17 protein-coding genes are annotated in these 17,341 nt (G+C 52.1%); 11 read left to right on the plus strand and 6 right to left on the minus strand.

Going from position 1 to position 17,341, the window contains the following annotated elements; genetic code table 11:
- Entirely contained in the window at nucleotides 1–642 is a 642-nt protein-coding gene (locus tag C8N30_RS11325; RefSeq protein ID WP_025061090.1) for a DUF3047 domain-containing protein, read from the plus strand.
- A gap of 62 nt (nucleotides 643–704) precedes the next feature.
- Here C8N30_RS11325 and C8N30_RS11330 read toward each other — a convergent pair whose 3' ends face one another.
- Nucleotides 705–1,346, minus strand: coding sequence for an NAD(P)H-dependent oxidoreductase (locus C8N30_RS11330; RefSeq protein ID WP_025061091.1), 642 nt, complete (start codon nucleotides 1,344–1,346; stop codon nucleotides 705–707).
- Between the two features lie 124 nt (nucleotides 1,347–1,470).
- Here C8N30_RS11330 and C8N30_RS11335 point away from each other — a divergent pair, with 124 nt between their 5' ends.
- Nucleotides 1,471–1,845, plus strand: a complete 375-nt coding sequence (locus C8N30_RS11335; RefSeq protein ID WP_232222777.1) for a winged helix-turn-helix transcriptional regulator — start codon at nucleotides 1,471–1,473, stop codon at nucleotides 1,843–1,845.
- A gap of 6 nt (nucleotides 1,846–1,851) precedes the next feature.
- Here the strand turns inward: C8N30_RS11335 and C8N30_RS11340 are convergent, their stop codons facing one another.
- Nucleotides 1,852–3,327, minus strand: coding sequence for a sensor histidine kinase (locus tag C8N30_RS11340; RefSeq protein ID WP_025061093.1), 1,476 nt, complete (start codon nucleotides 3,325–3,327; stop codon nucleotides 1,852–1,854).
- A complete protein-coding gene (locus C8N30_RS11345) occupies nucleotides 3,324–4,061 on the minus strand; it encodes a response regulator transcription factor (RefSeq protein ID WP_025061094.1) in 738 nt (245 codons plus the stop codon). Before C8N30_RS11345 ends, C8N30_RS11340 begins: the two co-directional genes overlap by 4 nt.
- A gap of 212 nt (nucleotides 4,062–4,273) precedes the next feature.
- Between C8N30_RS11345 and C8N30_RS11350 the strand changes: the two genes are divergently transcribed.
- The 8 genes from C8N30_RS11350 (at nucleotide 4,274) to C8N30_RS11385 (ending at nucleotide 11,019) form a co-directional block, all read left to right on the plus strand.
- Nucleotides 4,274–5,518 carry an ABC transporter substrate-binding protein gene (locus tag C8N30_RS11350; RefSeq protein ID WP_025061095.1) on the plus strand — a complete coding sequence of 415 codons (1,245 nt, stop codon included), beginning with the start codon at nucleotides 4,274–4,276 and terminating at the stop codon, nucleotides 5,516–5,518.
- Nucleotides 5,519–5,575: 57 nt separating this feature from the next.
- Nucleotides 5,576–6,448 (plus strand): carbohydrate ABC transporter permease, encoded by an 873-nt coding sequence (locus tag C8N30_RS11355; protein WP_025061096.1) that lies wholly within the window; start codon nucleotides 5,576–5,578, stop codon nucleotides 6,446–6,448.
- Entirely contained in the window at nucleotides 6,441–7,334 is an 894-nt protein-coding gene (locus C8N30_RS11360) for a carbohydrate ABC transporter permease (RefSeq protein WP_025061097.1), read from the plus strand. Before C8N30_RS11355 ends, C8N30_RS11360 begins: the two co-directional genes overlap by 8 nt.
- 5 nt (nucleotides 7,335–7,339) lie before the next feature.
- Nucleotides 7,340–8,437, plus strand: a complete 1,098-nt coding sequence (locus C8N30_RS11365; RefSeq protein ID WP_025061098.1) for an ABC transporter ATP-binding protein — start codon at nucleotides 7,340–7,342, stop codon at nucleotides 8,435–8,437.
- Nucleotides 8,438–8,441: 4 nt separating this feature from the next.
- Nucleotides 8,442–9,359, plus strand: a complete 918-nt coding sequence (locus C8N30_RS11370; protein ID WP_025061099.1) for a glucokinase — start codon at nucleotides 8,442–8,444, stop codon at nucleotides 9,357–9,359.
- Between the two features lie 993 nt (nucleotides 9,360–10,352).
- Nucleotides 10,353–10,460 (plus strand): Hint domain-containing protein, encoded by a 108-nt coding sequence (locus tag C8N30_RS19950; protein WP_170151169.1) that lies wholly within the window; start codon nucleotides 10,353–10,355, stop codon nucleotides 10,458–10,460.
- Nucleotides 10,461–10,557: 97 nt separating this feature from the next.
- Complete coding sequence (locus C8N30_RS19805) at nucleotides 10,558–10,803, plus strand: Hint domain-containing protein (RefSeq protein ID WP_025061100.1); 246 nt, start codon at nucleotides 10,558–10,560, stop codon at nucleotides 10,801–10,803.
- Nucleotides 10,804–11,019 carry a hypothetical protein gene (locus C8N30_RS11385; RefSeq protein ID WP_025061101.1) on the plus strand — a complete coding sequence of 72 codons (216 nt, stop codon included), beginning with the start codon at nucleotides 10,804–10,806 and terminating at the stop codon, nucleotides 11,017–11,019.
- 1,273 nt (nucleotides 11,020–12,292) lie between these two features.
- Here the strand turns inward: C8N30_RS11385 and C8N30_RS11390 are convergent.
- The 3 genes from C8N30_RS11390 to C8N30_RS11400 form a co-directional block, all read right to left on the minus strand.
- A complete protein-coding gene (locus C8N30_RS11390; protein WP_025061102.1) occupies nucleotides 12,293–13,576 on the minus strand; it encodes a serine hydrolase domain-containing protein in 1,284 nt (427 codons plus the stop codon).
- 173 nt (nucleotides 13,577–13,749) lie between these two features.
- Nucleotides 13,750–14,214 (minus strand): YciE/YciF ferroxidase family protein, encoded by a 465-nt coding sequence (locus C8N30_RS11395; protein ID WP_025061103.1) that lies wholly within the window; start codon nucleotides 14,212–14,214, stop codon nucleotides 13,750–13,752.
- 289 nt (nucleotides 14,215–14,503) lie between these two features.
- Entirely contained in the window at nucleotides 14,504–14,752 is a 249-nt protein-coding gene (locus tag C8N30_RS11400; RefSeq protein WP_025061104.1) for a hypothetical protein, read from the minus strand.
- Nucleotides 14,753–15,021: 269 nt separating this feature from the next.
- On the opposite strand from C8N30_RS11400, the gene C8N30_RS11405 reads away from it, so the two are divergent.
- Nucleotides 15,022–17,013 (plus strand): ATP-binding protein, encoded by a 1,992-nt coding sequence (locus tag C8N30_RS11405; protein ID WP_025061105.1) that lies wholly within the window; start codon nucleotides 15,022–15,024, stop codon nucleotides 17,011–17,013.
- Nucleotides 17,014–17,341 lie beyond the last annotated feature (328 nt).

Consider the following 17,341-nt stretch of genomic DNA (forward strand, 5'->3'; position numbering starts at 1 on the left):
ATGCGTTTATCGGTATCAGCGGCACTATTGGCTATTGTTTCAACTGCGGCTACCGCAGGCCCGGTCAGCTTTTCATCCGGCTGGCAGGAACAGCGGTTGTCCCTGTTCAGCTCTAATGACTATAGCTTTGGGAAGAACCTCGGCCTTGTTTCGGATGGCTCGGTCTCGATCGCGTGGACAAGGGTAGCACAGGGAAACTGGGGAAGCAGCGGTGCCTCGTGGAATTGGAGTGTGGATCAGTCAGTGCCAGCTACCAACCTTGCCAGCAAGGGTGGCGATGACCGCAATATCTCGCTCTATTTCGTCTTCGTCCCCGAGAGTAAGGCTGCAGCCCTCGAAGGGGCCAACATCCGCAGCCTTCTTGGCAACACTGATGTCCGGATCATCCAGTATGCGTGGGGTGGCAATGCGAAACGCGGGCAGGTTATCCCATCGCCTTACGGACCCAGCGGGCAGGGGGTAACGATCGCGTTGCGGCAGGCAGGCACCGGTTCGCACAGCGAGAATGTGGATCTGGCTGCAGACTATGCTCGCGCCTTTGGCGGCACCAAGGGCGCATTGGTCGGGCTGGCGGTATCAGGCGACAGTGACGATACAAAAAGTGTCATCCGCGCCGCGATTGGAAATCTGAACCTGAAATAGGGTTTGCAGCTTGATTACGCATCCGGTCCGCGATGGACCGGATGCGCAAAGGTCAAGAAAGCTTAGTCTATGCGCGTTACAATTGTCTCGCGCGATTTGCGTACTTTTTTCATCGGCAGTAGCCAGTCACCCGTTTCATCGCGGTAGCCAAGCGGCAGCAGAATAACAGAGCGCAGGCCCTGCGCCTTGAGGTCCAGTAACTCGTCGACCTTTGCAGGATCAAACCCTTCCATCGGGGTGCTGTCGACTTCCTGCTCTGCAGCGGCAACCAGTGCGATCCCCAACGCGATATAGGCCTGACGCGCTGCGTGCTCATAGTTGATCTGCGCATCGCGTGGCACATAGCTTTTCTTAAGGTTCTCGTAATAGGCGTGTAGCATGGGCAGATCGCCGCGCTCTTCCACATTGAGATCGACAACTTCGTCGATGCGGGCATCGGTGTAGTTATCCCATGCTGCAAACACCAACAGGTGAGAGCCATCGGTAATCTGGGCCTGATCGCTGGCCACTTTGCGAATGGCGGCACGCTTTTCAGGGTTGGTCACTACCAGCACTTCGAATGGTTGTGTCCCGCTGGATGTGGGTGACATCCGGATCGCTTCAAGAATGATATCGACCTTATCTTCGGGCACGGTTTTGGATGGGTCCATTTTCTTGGTGGCATAGCGCCAGTCCAGCTGGTCCATCAGGTTTGTCTTGGTCATCGGGTGCTCCTGTTGATTGCACATGGCAAACGTGGTATACATTTGTAACCGAAGATATATTGAGAACCCGCGTCGCCTGCAAGTAGGCACACCAATGACCCTTGGTCACAAGAAGGGAACCACGATGCCCGATACTGATAGATGTCCTGATTGTAGCAGAATAAACGAGGTCCTGTCCCGTGTGGGCGACAGATGGAGCGTTCTGGTTGTTATATCTCTGTCGCGCTACGGTGTGCAAAGGTTTAACGCGCTCAAAAAGAATTTGGGCATTTCCCAGCGGATGCTGAGCCTGACATTAAAACAGCTGGAACGTGATGGCCTGATTAGCCGTACCTATCATCCAACGATACCGCCCAAGGTGGAATATGCGCTCACGCCGCTAGGTGAGGAGTTTCGCGCGCCGGTGACGGCGCTGGGGCATTGGGCGCTTGATAATCTTCGCGCCATAGATGCGGCGCGGGATGTCTATGATGCTGCCTTGGAGGAGGCTCGAGAATAGCCGTTGTTAGCTGCGCTGGATGATCAGGCGTGCACAGACGCCTGTAGTCGTATCTTCAAACGCCAGACTCCCGCCATGAAGTTTGGCGATTGTCGCTACAATGGTCAGGCCCAGCCCGTAACCTTCGATCGTCGCGGTGTTGTTGCCGCGCGTGTAGGGCTCCATGAGGGCTTCAATATCCTTTGCAGAGTTGCCGGAGCCTTCGTCCTCAACGATGATGGCAACGCACTCTGCATCTGCTTCCAAGGCAACCGTGGCGCGGCGCCCGTATTTTAGCGCATTGTCGACAAGATTTCCGATCGCTCGCTCCAGTGCAATGGGGCGTCCCGTAATCGTGATCTGCCGGTCGCCCATCATCACGGTGCGGCCTTGACGGGACGTGAATACAGAGGTGCCACCCCGAATGATCACATCCTTGGCTTCTCTGAATGTCACCGCTCGGCCCATATCCTGATAATTAGCTACGACGGCCTCAACGAGAGCATTGAGCGAGAGCTTGCGTGGGGCCTCTACGTTCATCTCGGAACGGGTGTAGGTCAGGACGCTTTCAATCATGCCGGTCATGCTGTCGATATCCGCTTCCAGCTTTTTGCGCAGATCGGCATCATCAATAAGGGCTGCGCGCAGGCGAAGGCGGGTTGCGGGGGTGCCCAGATCATGGCTCACGCCGGACAGAACTGCTGCACGCCCTTCAAGCTGCGCGCGCTCCGCCTCGAGGTGCACGTTTACGGCATCGACAATATCACGCAATTCCTGCGGCCCGCGTATATCATAGCGGGCAGGGCCGCCCACCCTGCGCCGGTTGCGAAGTTGGTTGGCAAAGCGGGTGAAATCGGAGGACAGGTTGAGCCCTAGTGTGAGCAGAATGCCTGTGCTGATGATGGCAAACAGCGCCGCTGGCAAACGGCGATCTGTCGGTGCCGCATCACATCCCCAGATCGAAGCGCCGTCAATCCGTTGCCATGGCGCATCCGATACGCGTGCTATCACCACAGGATCGCTACAAAACGAGGCGAGCAGGCGCAAAACCTCGCCAGTTGTCTCTGCGGCAGATTGCCCGTCGCGGCGGTTTATATCGGCGAGGCTGTAAACAAGGTCGGGCGAGAGTATCGCCAGAGACAACAGCGCACCGGCGCCTGTGCCGGACCGGACGCCGGATCGTGTGGTATTACCATCTACAAAAATCGGCACATTTGTGATACGCGCCGCAGAGGGTGCATCCGAGATCTGCTGATAGTTTCCTGTGGTGGCAAAACTCTGATCCGCCTGCGACAAGGTGGAAATCACCAGGCCCGCAGGTGCCTCACTGCCGTTTTGCAGCGCATGATATAGTGCGATGCCTGCGACATAGGCCTGTTCGCGATGATCGCGCCAATCGGCGTTTGAGGCCATCCAAAGCCAGACAGTGCTGCCGCCGACCAGCAATGCGCAAATCGTCGATACGATTGTTACCCCGCGCAGACTGGTGAGTGAATTGATCAAGGCGTCATAGCTTCTACATCGGCTGCAAAGACATAGCCTATGCCACGCTCGGTTCTCAAGATGCGAGGGTCTTTCGGGTTTTCCTCGATCTTTGAGCGTAGACGCCCGACCAGCACATCAATGCTTCGCCCTTGCGCGTCGCCGCTGTGCGGCCCCTCGCCTGTAACGTCGAGGGCGGCGGCAATTTCCTCACGAGTCAGGGGAATGCGCGGGTTTGCCAGAAAGGTTTGCAAAAGCGCCGTTTCGCGCCGCGACAGCACGACCTGAACGCCAAGGGGAGAAATCACTTCGTTGCGCTTTGCATCATAGACCCAACCGAGAAACCGGAAGGTTTGCGTCTTTCGCCGGTGCACCAGCGATGAGGAGCGCCGCGCCCGCGACAAGACTGCTTTTACCCGCGCCAGTAACAGATCGGGGTTGAACGGTTTTGCGATATAGTCATCTGCGCCCACCTCATAACCCTCCATGCGCTGGTGATCGGCAGAGAGAGCTGACACAATGATAATCGGTACGTCGTGATCACGGCGCAAGCGGTTACAAATCTCAAGACCATTTTCATCGCCCAGCATGACGTCGAGCAGCACCAGATCAATGCGGCCTGCATCGAGATGCGCCTTCGCCTGATTTCCTGTTGCGGCTGGCAGGGCGATTGCACCGTTGCGCTGAAGGTAGGTTGTCATCATCTCGCGCACGTCAGCGTCATCGTCGACAACGAGGATTCTGGGGATCGTCATTTGAAGCTCCTGTCGGGCCATATTGCTGCACCAGAGATGCCATACGCAATAATCTGCACCAGAAATTCTAAATTTGTAACAGGGTGTAACGGCTGGCCTGATTATTTGCCTGCGGTAAGCGAATACCCGTCATGTGCATCTTGCATAGGATTGCGCCATCCCTATCACTTGGGACACATCCGCGTGTGCGGAGTTTTCTGGGAGGAAAAACAATGAAAACCTATCTTACAGGTGCGATATCGGCACTGGCGATAACGGCAGCAACTATGGGTGGCGCCGAGCCGCAGGCAGAAGTCTTGCATTATTGGACATCGGGCGGCGAAGCGAAATCAGCCGCTGTGCTTCAGGAAGAATTTGCCGCGAACGGCGGCACATGGACGGATATGCCGGTTGCCGGCGGCGGTGGCGATGCGGCAATGACAGCCCTGCGGGCGCGTGTTCTGTCCGGTAACGCGCCGACTGCCGTCCAGCTTAAAGGCCCCGCCATTCAGGAGTGGTATGAGGAGGGCGTTCTGGCCGATATTTCTGCCGTGGCGGAAGCAAATAACTGGGCCGATGTCCTGCCCGCCTCTATCGCGGCGCATATGAAGTGCGAGGGTACATGGTGTGCCGCACCTGTGAACGTGCACCGCGTTGACTGGATCTGGGCCAATACAGAAGTCCTCAAGGCCAATGATATCTCAATGCCAACCACATGGGATGAATTCAACGCAGCTGCTGACAAATTACTCGCCGCAGGCGTCATACCGTTGGCCCACGGCGGTCAGGCGTGGCAGGATGCGACGGTATTCGAGGCTGTCGCACTCGGCATTCTTGGACCTGACGGTTATCGCAAGGCGTTCGTCGATCTCGATCGTGACACGCTAACCTCTCCGCAGATGATCGCGGTATTTGACCAGATGCGTAAAATGCGCGGCTACGTCGATAGCAATTTCTCCGGACGTGACTGGAATCTGGCAACAGCCATGGTGATGAACGGTGAAGCGGCATTCCAGATTATGGGTGATTGGGCGAAGGGTGAATTTATGGCAGCAGGGAAGGTACCTGGTACCGATTTTCTGTGTGCCTCGGCTCCGGGCGAAGGGTTTTTGTACAACGTCGACAGCTTTGCTATGTTCAACGTCGAAGGGGAGGACAAAAAGAGCGGACAGGATTTGCTGGCCAAGCTCGTCGTGGGAGAGAGCTTTCAGGAGGTTTTCAACCTCAACAAAGGATCGATCCCTGCGCGTACCGATGTCTCGCTCGATGCATTTGACGATTGCGCAAAGCTGTCATCGGCAGACATGATCGCAAGCTCTGATGCCAATTCTCTTTTGCCAAGCTATGCCCATGGCATGGCACTGCGCGGCGCGCAGGCGGGTGCGATAACGGACGTCGTAACAGCGCATTTCAATTCCGACATGTCATCGCAGGATGCGGTTCAGCAGCTTGCAGATGGCATCGCAAACAGCATGTAAATGCATTATTTCGCCCCGCCGATTGTTGCGGGGCGAGATGGCTTTGGGAGGGGTCGGATGTTGAAGTGGCTGGAAGAAAATACGCCGAAATTGGTGCTGGCGCCGTCGTTCATCGCCATGCTTGTATTTGTGTATGGCTTCATCGCCTGGACTGCGTGGGTCTCGCTGACTCGTTCGCGGTTGTTGCCGAAATACGAAATTGACGGGCTTATCCAATACGAGCGGCTGTTCGCGTCGCCCCGTTGGGAGACGGCATTCGGCAATCTGTTTGTATTCGGTATCCTGTTTATTATGATCGCGATGATCCTCGGGTTGGTCCTTGCCATTCTGCTTGATCAGAACATTCGCACCGAAGGGGCCATTCGCACGATTTACCTCTATCCGATGGCCCTATCGATGATTGTCACGGGTACGGCCTGGAAATGGATCCTGAACCCCGGTTTGGGTTTGGAGGCCACGGTACGCGGCTGGGGGTTCGAGACGTTCACATTCGACTGGCTCGTGAACCCTGAAATGGCAATTTATACCGTCGTCATCGCCGCGATCTGGCAAAGCTCGGGCTTTGTGATGGCGTTGTTTCTGGCGGGACTACGATCGGTTGACGAAGAAATTATCAAGGCTGCTCAGGTTGACGGTATCCCCACTTGGCGTGTGTATTCGGCAATTATAATCCCTTCTATGGCACCGATATTCTTGTCTGCTTTTATCGTGCTCTCGCATTTGGCGATCAAAAGCTTCGATCTGGTAATCGCCCTGACCGGCGGCGGCCCCGGTTACGCCACCGACTTGCCTGCAACATACATGTACACGATGGCGTTCTCACGCGGAGACATAGGGCAGGCCGCTAGTTCTGCGATGATTATGATGATGGTCGTTTTCACCATTATTGTCCCTTATCTCTATTCCGAATTGAGGTCCAAAGATGGGTGATACTTCGATTATTTCCGCTACCCGCGGCAACCAGAGCAGCAAGGTGGCACTGCGCTGGGCGCTATACATTATGCTGGGCATCTTCGCGCTCTTCTATCTAATGCCGTTGTTTGTGATGATCACGACCTCGCTCAAAAGCCTTGACGAGATCCGCACTGGTGATCTGATATCACTGCCGCGCGCGGTAACCTTTGATGCTTGGGGCAAGGCGTGGTCGGGTGCTTGTACCGGCATCCAGTGTGAAGGCGTACGCCCCTATTTCTGGAACTCTGTATTGATCGCTATTCCGGCGGTTTTGATTTCCACCTTGATTGGCGCGCTCAACGGATATGTGGTGGCACAGTGGCGGTTTCGCGGGGCCAATATCTTTTTCTCGCTAATGCTTTTTGGCTGTTTCATTCCGTTTCAGGTGGTGTTGCTGCCAATGGCGCGGGTGCTCGGCATCATGGGTATTGCAGGCACTATTCCGGGCCTTATCTTCGTGCATGTGATCTATGGCTTGGGCTTTACCACACTGTTTTTCCGCAACTATTACGTTTCGATCCCTTCAGAGCTGACATCGGCTGCAAAAGTGGACGGCGCCGGGTTCTTCCGCATCTTCTGGTCGATCTTTTTGCCGCTCTCGTTACCTATCATCGTGGTCACTGTGATCTGGCAATTCACGCAAATCTGGAACGACTTTCTGTTCGGTGTCTCGTTCAGTCAGGCGGGCACCCAGCCTGTGACTGTGGCCCTTAACAACATCGTAAACTCAACCACCGGCGTCAAAGAATACAATGTCGATATGGCCGCAGCGATCATCGCGGCCCTGCCTACGTTATTTGTATATGTCGTTGCCGGGAATTATTTCGTCCGCGGTCTGACCGCAGGCTCCGTGAAAGGATAAACTCCATGGCTGCTATATTGGAAATCAACAATCTGTTCAAAAGCTATGGCGCAATGGAGATCCTAAAAGACATCAACGTGTCGATCGACGAAGGTGATTTTCTGGTCCTTGTAGGTCCCTCGGGCTGTGGCAAATCCACCCTACTCAATTGTATTGCAGGTCTTGAGCCGGTCAATGGCGGACAAATCGCCATCGGCGGTAAGGACATGACAAACGTCAGCCCAAAAGACCGTGATATTGCAATGGTGTTCCAGTCCTACGCTCTCTATCCGACGATGACGGTGGCCAAAAATATAACCTTCGGGATGAAGGTGCGCGGCATCGCGCAATCAGTACAGGATGAAAAGCTCGCCTATGTGGCCCAGCAGTTGCAGATAGAGCCGTTGTTGAAGCGCAAGCCGGGTCAGCTTTCGGGAGGGCAGCGCCAGCGGGTTGCAATGGGCCGTGCGCTGGTCCGCGACCCCAAGCTCTTTTTGTTCGACGAGCCGTTGTCGAACCTCGATGCCAAGTTGCGCGTCGAGATGCGCACCGAGATCAAGGCCTTGCACCAGCGCCTCGGCGCCTCGATGGTTTACGTCACTCATGACCAGATTGAGGCGATGACGCTCGCCACCAAAATCGTGGTAATGAAGGCTGGTATTATCCAGCAGATTGGCACACCTGCAGAAATCTACAACCGGCCCGCGAACCTTTTTGTGGCCGACTTTATGGGTAGCCCAGCGATGAACCTTATACCCGCGAAGGCGCGGTCGAACGGGACCTCCACAGAAATCGAGATAACACGCAAGGACGGTGCGCCCATCATTCTGACCGACACCAAAAACAGGGACTTGCCAGAGGATGTAATTCTGGGTGTGCGTCCCGAGGATATTGCCGATGCCGCAGCGCGGGGCGGGCCAGATAGCCAAGAGGCAGAATGCGTGATCGACATTGTGGAGCCTGCGGGCGCCGATACCTTTGCTGTGATGCAGTTGGGTGGCAAGCATGTGACCGCGCGCCTGCATGCTGAGACAACGGCGACAGCAGGTGTCGCGCAACGCCTTGCGGTAGACTTAGGGAAAGTGTCGTATTTCTCCCCGTCTACCGGCCTGCGGTTAAATTGACGCGATGCGACTGGTCGCGGATGTCGGAGGCACAAATACCCGTTTGGCTTTGAGCGATGGGGGCACGATCAGACCTGCAACGGTTCGCACTTACGCAAATGACCGGTGGGACAGCCTGTATGCCGTTATTGCCGCGTTTCTGAAAGGGGCGGGCGCTGTGCCACAGCAAATGGTCGTCGCAGTGGCCGGGCCTGTGAACCATGATCGTGCACGCCTTACAAACCGCGCTTGGGAGATCGATAGCGCGGAGCTGAAGCGGGCGTTTGGTTGCAAGCATGTTCGACTGTTGAACGATCTCACCGCGCTTGGCTATTCGGTCCCGATGTTAAGCGAAAGCCAGTTGCGACTGGTGACTGATGGCGCTCCTAAACAGATAGGCCTTGCCCAGTCACTGGTAGTGGGAGTGGGTACGGGATTTAACGTCAGTCCGGTTTTGGAGAAATCGAATCTCGTCTTTTGCCCGGCGGTAGAGGCAGGGCATATCACCATGCCCCGCAGTATCTGCGCCGCTTTATTGGCCGCGAATGTTGACGCGGGTAATTTCATGACCATCGAAGCGCTGTTTTCGGGGAGGGGATTTACTTCATTTTGCAGGCGAATGACTGCGCAACCGACCTTGGACGGCCCTGCCGCAATTGCGGCCTACGGCAAAACCGGAGCAGATGATGTGACGCGGGCGATTGATGTCTATGCTTGCCTATTGGGAGAGTTGTTGCGCGATCTCTCGATGGCCTATTTGCCGTCATCGGGCATCTATCTGGCGGGGAGTATTGCACGCGCACTCCTCGAAGTTTCACCATCGCCCTGCATGGCGGCCCTTCAACGGCCAGGTGCGATCACAACCAGCTTCAACCCGTCTGTCTGGACAATCGAGGATGACGCAGCCGCCCTTGTCGGCTGTGCCGGTTACATCTTTACCTAAGGTCAAATCTCACGCCTCATTCCTTTCCAGAGGCACCTGTGTTGGAGCCTGGTCTGAGGTAGCACATCCTGACGCTTGGTTTTGTACTGCTTGTTGCCGTTAAAAATTTTTTATCTCTGACACACATCTCCTTGCCCTGCTTCGTCCACTACATTTTGGTATTCATCGGCCGTATTCGCCATTTGCACGAGACGTGCAAAAGCAGACTTTTGAACTTCGTCATTGATGCTGCTGTGAGTGCAGGATGCAGGTCGTAACGAGTGATGCGAATTTGTGGAAGGTCGAAAAGAGCCGTAAAATTTGTGCGACGGACAACCATAAAATCGTATGCGCTGTTGAGGCGGATCAGTTGTTTGGGCGAAGGATAGCTATGATAGTGCCTGCCTTTGGGATGGCATTTAAGGTCAGAATGCGGATTTCATCGTCTATGTTTCAGCTGGTAAAACCGTGCATCCGCTGCTGTAATCAGAGGATCTGTTCGACGGGTCCTTTTGAGCTTTATGTATTTAGCTGAAACATCGGGAACCTTCTTTACCAATTCGCGATACGCGTCAGTCAAATTGATTTCTAAACGTGACGGCAAAGTGCATGTGAGTAAGGTTGAATTTTGACAGGTTTTAGTTGCGGTCAGATTTTGATCCGGCGGCCCACTCCGGTGCCAAGGAACCCTGCACAGCAGATATCGCAAACGTGCTTTGTCGTCATCTGTGGCGATTTTTTGCCCTTTGTTTATGCTGCTTTGAATAACAGGAAAGACTGAATATGAGCACACCGATTTCTTGCCTTCGCTGGCCGACTGAAATGAGCGTATAGCCACTCGAACGGTTTACAAAGACTGTATGTCAAAAGCGTCGGGTCATTATTAGCGATGCGGCGTGCCCTGTCTGACGTCAGCGCTTATGGGTCCAAATAGGTCAATTTGGGCCCGGTGGCGGGATCACGTTCCAAGGTGCTTCTGCCGATAATTCCAGTTTCACTTCCGAAAACACCGGCGTGATCTGTTTTACCTTTGGGACTTTAATTCGCACGCCGCGCAGCGATGTCCTGATCGACGATCTGCGCGCCGGCAATTGGGTTACCACCATGGACAATGGCCCATAGCGCATAGCGTGGATCGGGCAGCGACAAGTCACGCAATCTGAACTCCTGAATAACAACCGGCTTCATCCGGTGCTAATCAAAAAAAGGCGTGCTGGGGGTGGGACGCAATGTGCTGCTTTCGCGCCAGTATGGTATGCTTCTGGGGCAGGATTATCTGGCGCGCGCGGCATATCTCGCCCAAGCCATGTTCAGCATTCGTCCTGCCAAGGGTAAGCGGCAGGTCACCTATATGCATCTCATGTTCGACGCGCATCAAATAATTTTTGCAGAGGGAATTCCAAGCGAAAGTTTTTATCCCGGACAAACAGCGCTGGAGATGTTGAGCAGTACCGCCCGAAAGTAGATGAAGCAGGTGTTCCCCACTCTCATTGCGGCGATGCGACCTGAAGATATTATCGCAACGTATGGCGAAACTGCACGTGTCTTTCTCCAAAGCCATAAGCAAGTAACCGCATGTATTAGGTCAAACAGCTATGTCCGGCAAAAAGAAATTACGAAATGGGACGTCGATCTGGCGATGGAAATAGCTGAAGCAAGCGATATTTTTGAAATTGATTAACAAGGACAGGCATATGACACGCAACGTTGCACAGGCTGAATAACTGAAGGCATCGTTCTTTCCTACTATGTATCTGATCGAGATGACGAGGCGGCCACAAACCTCGAAAAATTCGCCGAGAAAGTGATGAAGAACACCTGTCGCAAGACACGCCAGACTTACTTAGCCTAAGAGACTATCCGCAATGTGTTGGCTGGCCTACATGCCGAGAGATAGAAGCTCGGTTCTGTGCCGCCCACTTCCATGCAAGGTTATGTAAGGCGGGTCCTGCGAGGGGTGAAGCGATCGATGAAAGTTTGTATTTTGGCTGCTTGGAGAATTTTTGGAGGCGGGCAAGCATCGGCTTTCTGGCGATGCTGCGCGCCAGGTGACATCGTCTGAGCGATCCAAGTATCGTTCACTTCGCCAGAAGAATTTATTAGTCTAAATCAAAATTGGTCCTACGGAAAGATCGTGGGCGCCGATCGTATGCTACAAGTGAGAATGGTCACAGAAATTGAGGGGTAACCATAAATTGACTGAGGGAAAAGCAATCCTACAGAAACGGAAATTGAATTTCTACCTGTTGAGCCGTTGTAATATTAGGACTTGGTGTACCCATTCAGTTCTTCTCCAGCAGACAGACATATTGCAGCTGTTCTAAACACTCCGCGATCAACGAAGTTTTTCAATTATTGAGACGCGGTAAGATTGCCGCCGGCATAGCTTTGCAAAGCGTCTTGCGTTGCGACACCAAGAATGCCGAAGTTGATGGGGATTAAGGTATACGCGAATGACAACTTCTTCATTAGTCACGTTCTCAACGGTAATAAGGGAATTTGTAAAGGGGTAGGTACGTAAGATTCCAAAATCAAATATTAAATTTTGGGATCTTGAGGCGGACTATCATTCTATAATCATTTGTACCATTCTGTCCTTGCTATGGTTGCACGTAGGTGCCCTAAACCTGCAGCAACAATTACCATTGCTCAGTGCTTTAAATTTAGATGACAGCCTTCGTCAGCGCGAGCTGTTCCTTAGTGCTTCACAGCTCCTACGATCTACAGCGGAAAATTGCCTAGATCCGATAGTGTTGGCTGGTTCATTAAGACCCGATGTATAACCGCTTCAAATAGCGCGTAACATGTGAATTAGAACAGTTTTTTTATGGGGCAACAACGGCAAGGAACGAACAGTTGCGACGCTTCACGCCACTTAAATAGTCCCTAAATTCCAGAAAATCAAAAACCCCAAAAAGGAGCATCAGCCAGCAGTGACGGCTGATGCTGAAAACTTAATTTTCTACTTTGCTGTCGGCAATTGTTGGATAAACTAAATTTCTGAAAATGAGACGCAATGAGCTGCGGTTAGCTGGTGACTGGATCATTAGCAGCGCGATCAGGCTTTCCTCCGGATCAGTATAGTATGCTGTCCCAGCCGCTCCACCCCAGTTGTAATCACCTGCTGTACCAAACGAAGGAGCGTTGCCGTTTTCGAGGCGCACAGCATACCCAAGACCGAATCCATACCCTTCACCAGGGAGATAGTATTTTCCTGGTTCGATATTTCTCATGTGGTTCGACGTCATCAACTGGACGGTTTTGGGCGATAGCAGCCGCGTGCCATTCAATTCTCCGCCGTTTAACATCATTTGTGCGAATTTAGCATAATCGTGCGCGGTCGACATCAGGCCACCGCCACCTGAAAGATTAGGCTTGCGAACCCGTGGGTCGAATACTGGACGTTCACCAATATTTGCCTGATCAGCAAAGGGTTCAGCTATCCTCGCGAAATCACTTTCAACATCGACATAGAATGCAGTATCAACCATGCCCAAGGGGTCGAAAATACGCGTCTTCATAAACTCTTCGAGATTTGTGCCGCTGACCACTTCGACAACGGCGCCAAGAACGTCTGTAGACCGTGAATATTCCCACTTTGTGCCTGGATCATGTTCTAGCGGTAAGGTTGCTATCAGGTTAGCTTGCTCAAGAGCGGTGTTCTCCGCGCTTCCTACACCGGCTTCATTATACGCCTCGCGGGCGGGCCCCACACCGAAAAAGCCATAGGTTAGGCCTGAGGTGTGCCGCATCAGATCAAGTACAGTCATTGTGCCTTTTGCTGCGCGTGTCATGGCATTGCCATCTGCATCCTTTTCGCCAGTAGCTACTGTCAGATCTTTAAATGCAGGAAGATAACTCGATACTGGCGCATTCAGAGCGAGTTTACCTTCTTCAACCAGCATCATCGCAGCTACAGTTGTAACTGGCTTGGTCATCGAGTAGATGCGAAAAAGGCTGTCTTCCGTCATCGGTTCCCCGTCGGGGGTGCGCTTACCCAAACTGGATAAATGTGCGATCTGCCCGTCGCGAAGGACCATGATAACAGCACCGGGGATCATGCCCTTGTCGATCAGTTCCTCAAAAGTAGCGTCCATGCGCGTAAGTCGGTCTGGATCAAATCCTAACTCTTTAGCGTTGCCTCGTGGTAGATTATCAGCCCATGCGCCGGTAAAACCACTCAACGCTGCTGAAAATACAACCACCCCTGAAATTAAGCTCAAATTAAATTTCTTCATGCTGTCTCCTCCCAGATAACAATGCAATTTTCCAATATCTGGAGGTTAGGAGAATTATTCAATTTTTGGCAATATAAATTTTCTGTAAAAAGTCATTCATGCGGTGGGAAGGGTTGAACAGGCATGATGCCTATCCACCCTTCCTCATTTAGCAATCAAAATAGTTTGCTGTGTTACGCAGCGGCGACTGCAATTCCAGTTAGCTTGGCATTGGCCGCTTTTTCCATATCCAGAATCTGCGAAAGGAGGTCATGAGCTTCATCGTTTTTCAGCTCCTTCGCCCACTGACGTAGCGTTCCGTAGCGCGCAATTTCATAGTGTTCTACAGCTTGGGCCGCGCCGATAAGACATGCGCCTAACGCTTTGCCGCTCGCTTCTTCAATGATGCCCTCGGTTTCTTTGATCAAGCCTTCGATGGCATCGCATTTTTCACCTTCTGCGGGCTTGTCGATTGTCGCAAATACTTTTTTGAGCAGTTTCACATGTTCTTTTGTCTCTTTAAGATGATCCTCAAATGCGGATTTGATGTCACCGTCATCGACGGCGTCGATCATTTTCGGCATTGCTTTGGTTAATGCATTTTCGGCGTAGTAGATGTCTTTGAGTGTATGGTGAAACGCTTCTGCCATGGTCTTCATTCGAAATTCTCCTGATGTGATGTTACGCAGATGTAACTCACCGTCGTTGATTCCGTTCCTTGAGGAAAAACTGCATAAGTCTATTTCCGCCGAGCTGCTAACTCGCGCAATATTTGCTATGTTATGCCACTGCTAAGTCGTCACAGGCTGGCAAAACAAAGGGAAATTGGTATCGCGCGAGGATTTGCGGCCTTTCGCAGTCTCGCTGGTGCTGGGCTTCTGCTAGATCGGCACATGGCCCATTAACCGCACTAAGCGTTTGCCCCGCTTCTCATTCACGAGCTGTTTCTCATTGCTCGGATACCATGTAATCAGACGCACGCCATAAAAACGGTGTCGCCAAGAGATCCTTATCGATTAGCCGCATTAGATCGAGGTTTATCTCTGTCTCACCCTTCGGCTCATAATAAGGCGATAATTTCGAGATCGACAGCAAGGCAAATTGCTCGCCGTCCCACTGACCGTCTATTTGCCAGTCAGCACCCCCAACGCCTCCATAGTTTTTGAATTCCGGTTGCTGTTGCCTCCATTGCGACATTGCTTATCTCCTTCGTGTTGAAGACGAGCAAACTACAGCTCGCAGCGTAGGGAGTGTCTGATGCTCGCGGGGAGGGGGGCAGCTTAATCTTAAGTCTGTCATGCAAGTGTTTTATAGACAATTTAAGATAGTTAGATTGCTACGCCTAACGTATGGTGACGTCAGCATATTCGCAAACAAGCAGGCTGGATGTTGTATTGTACTGGAAAACACTTAGGGGAACGCGGATCGGTGGGCCATGGGCGCTGTTAGGCATTTGCGTAGCACTCATGATCATCATGCTTGCAGCTTATCGTCTCGACCGGTTGCTTTATGCTTCATACCTTCAGGAAGTCCGGTCGACCACCTATAGTGAACTGCTGGAGGTGCGCGAAAGTTTTGAGAGCGTGCTCCACTCTCAGTCGCTTGTCCTACGTGAGCTTTCAACGTTCATTGGAGAAAATCCAGACATCTCTCAGAAGGAATTTTCAGCACGGGTTTCGAGCATTCGCGGGGTGGAAGATATCGTAAGAAGTATTGCTGCTGCTCCTGATATGATTATCACCTTAGTCCACCCACTAGAGGGGAATAGAGGTGCTTTGGGATTAGACTATCGAACTAATAGCGAACAATATCCCACCGTGAAGAGAATGTTCATGACTGGAAAAGAAATGATTACCGGGCCCGTTAACTTGGCACAAGGTGGGTCAGGACTAATACTAAGGGCTCCAGTCTACTTACCGAAGCTTGAAGTCAGTTCTGATGATATAGCCGACGAAGCTGAGCAGCAATTTTGGGGTGTCGCTTCGTTAGTGCTTGATTATCAGAAATTTCTGGCCAAAGCGGGTTTCACCAAAGCTGAAGAACGATATGATCTTTTTATTGATATTTCTGGGCAATCGCCAGACGATGAAGGTACATTCGTATATGGCAAACAGGCACTGCTCGGAGACGATACCGTAAAACTACAGTTCGACTTTGAATTCGAGAACTGGGTCCTGCACGCCACAACAAAGGGCGGTTGGCCCGAAACATACCCAGACCGTTGGATGCAGAGAACTATAATAACAGCAGCCGCTCTGACGCTGATGTTAACTTTCATCTATGTGCTTTGGCTATCGGAAAAGCGGAAGCAAGCGGAAGCTCTGCTAAATAGGGGAGTGGGAGCGTTGAGCGATGGCTTCGTCATGTTCGACGAACACGATCGCCTGATAATGAGCAACGAGAAATACAGAGAGATATACGGTTTCCCGGAATCGCTACTAAAACCAGGGACACACCTGAGGCAGTTTCTGAACGCTGGGTTAGAGTTGCAAAGCAAATCTCATGGTCACGCTAGAGAAACTGACTGGATGAAGCATCGGTTGGCATCTTTCGATTCAACGGTACCGGCTGAAAACGAACAGTATTTGTTAGATGGCAGGGTCATTAAGGTTTCGGACCATCAATTAGAAAACGGGAGCTACGTTGGTCTCCGTGTAGATATTACAGAACTGGTACAAGCTAAGAAGGCCGCTGAGGCCGCAAATGACGCCAAAACCGATTTCATGGGGCTTCTAAGCCATGAACTTCGAACGCCGCTAACAGTTATACTTGGCGTGGCTAGAATAATTCAGAATGCGCGTTTGATGCCTGCTTCCAAAAAGTTACTTGCAGTGCACGACGATGAAAAAGCCTCCTCGGCGGAAACGCTAGGTCTTGCGAATGAAGTATTTGACCAGCTTTCAAGTATGATGGACCGATTGATCAAGTCAGGAGAACATTTGCTTTTTCTGGTCAATGAGATGCTCGATGTCGCGAAGGTAGAGTCGGGCAGCATGGTTGTTGAACCGACGCAATGCGCAGTTGCAGACATTGTAGAACCTGTCATCGACCAGCTCCGGACGCTTTCTCATGAGAAAGGACTTGAGTTTGAGGTGCTACAAGATGCCGGCACGGTTTTCGCTGACGTTGTCAGGTCGCGTCAGATCCTCTTCAATCTGATAGGTAACGCGATAAAGTTCACCGAAGTGGGCTTTGTTCGTTTGAAAATTAGATCTGAAGAAGGGATGGTAATTTTCATAGTGCAAGACAGCGGCCCTGGAATTCCAGAAGAGGATTTGAAGAATATCTTCGAGATCTTCTATCAGGTTGATTCCACCGCAACACGACGGGCGGGTGGCACTGGCATGGGGCTGGCCATTGCCCAAAGTCTGGCAAATCTGCAAAATGGCAGCCTTACTGTAAGTAGCACTGTTGGCGTAGGCAGTTGCTTTAAACTGAGTCTACCAGAAGCAATCTAAACCAAGCCTTTCATTGCCAATGTGGAATAGAACGAACCCTCGTACTCAGATACTTAATGCTACAGCGATAGCTGCAGAATATTTCAAATCTTGTACTGCAAAAACGCGACTTGGCAATCAATCTCAAGGGCAGGAAGAAGTCATTCGCTGTGCCCCTTACAGCTGGAAACCATACGCAGAAAGTGAGTTTTGCAAAGTCATCCGAACTGCCACAGCGCTCCTTGGAGCCACCAGCGTTAAACGTCTCTGCATAAAAATCAGAGATCATATGGATTGGCGGGTCGTAGCCTTTTGAGTATGCATTTGTTACGCTAAACTTCAATCTCGC

This window comes from Sulfitobacter guttiformis (genome assembly GCF_003610455.1).
Lineage (GTDB): Bacteria > Pseudomonadota > Alphaproteobacteria > Rhodobacterales > Rhodobacteraceae > Sulfitobacter > Sulfitobacter guttiformis.

Excerpts from the sequence above, each read along its gene's own strand:
- C8N30_RS11365 (WP_025061098.1), top strand. The coding sequence starts at position 7,340 with ATGGCTGCTATATTGGAAATCAACAATCTGTTCAAAAGCTATGGCGCA.
- C8N30_RS11405 (WP_025061105.1), top strand. The coding sequence starts at position 15,022 with ATGATCATCATGCTTGCAGCTTATCGTCTCGACCGGTTGCTTTATGCT.
- C8N30_RS11345 (WP_025061094.1), bottom strand. The coding sequence starts at position 4,061 with ATGACGATCCCCAGAATCCTCGTTGTCGACGATGACGCTGACGTGCGC.
- C8N30_RS11370 (WP_025061099.1), top strand. The coding sequence starts at position 8,442 with ATGCGACTGGTCGCGGATGTCGGAGGCACAAATACCCGTTTGGCTTTG.
- C8N30_RS11400 (WP_025061104.1), bottom strand. The coding sequence starts at position 14,752 with ATGTCGCAATGGAGGCAACAGCAACCGGAATTCAAAAACTATGGAGGC.
- C8N30_RS11350 (WP_025061095.1), top strand. The coding sequence starts at position 4,274 with ATGAAAACCTATCTTACAGGTGCGATATCGGCACTGGCGATAACGGCA.
- C8N30_RS11355 (WP_025061096.1), top strand. The coding sequence starts at position 5,576 with ATGTTGAAGTGGCTGGAAGAAAATACGCCGAAATTGGTGCTGGCGCCG.
- C8N30_RS11360 (WP_025061097.1), top strand. The coding sequence starts at position 6,441 with ATGGGTGATACTTCGATTATTTCCGCTACCCGCGGCAACCAGAGCAGC.
- C8N30_RS11325 (WP_025061090.1), top strand. The coding sequence starts at position 1 with ATGCGTTTATCGGTATCAGCGGCACTATTGGCTATTGTTTCAACTGCG.
- C8N30_RS11385 (WP_025061101.1), top strand. The coding sequence starts at position 10,804 with ATGAAGCAGGTGTTCCCCACTCTCATTGCGGCGATGCGACCTGAAGAT.
- C8N30_RS11390 (WP_025061102.1), bottom strand. The coding sequence starts at position 13,576 with ATGAAGAAATTTAATTTGAGCTTAATTTCAGGGGTGGTTGTATTTTCA.
- C8N30_RS11330 (WP_025061091.1), bottom strand. The coding sequence starts at position 1,346 with ATGACCAAGACAAACCTGATGGACCAGCTGGACTGGCGCTATGCCACC.
- C8N30_RS11395 (WP_025061103.1), bottom strand. The coding sequence starts at position 14,214 with ATGAAGACCATGGCAGAAGCGTTTCACCATACACTCAAAGACATCTAC.
- C8N30_RS11335 (WP_232222777.1), top strand. The coding sequence starts at position 1,471 with ATGCCCGATACTGATAGATGTCCTGATTGTAGCAGAATAAACGAGGTC.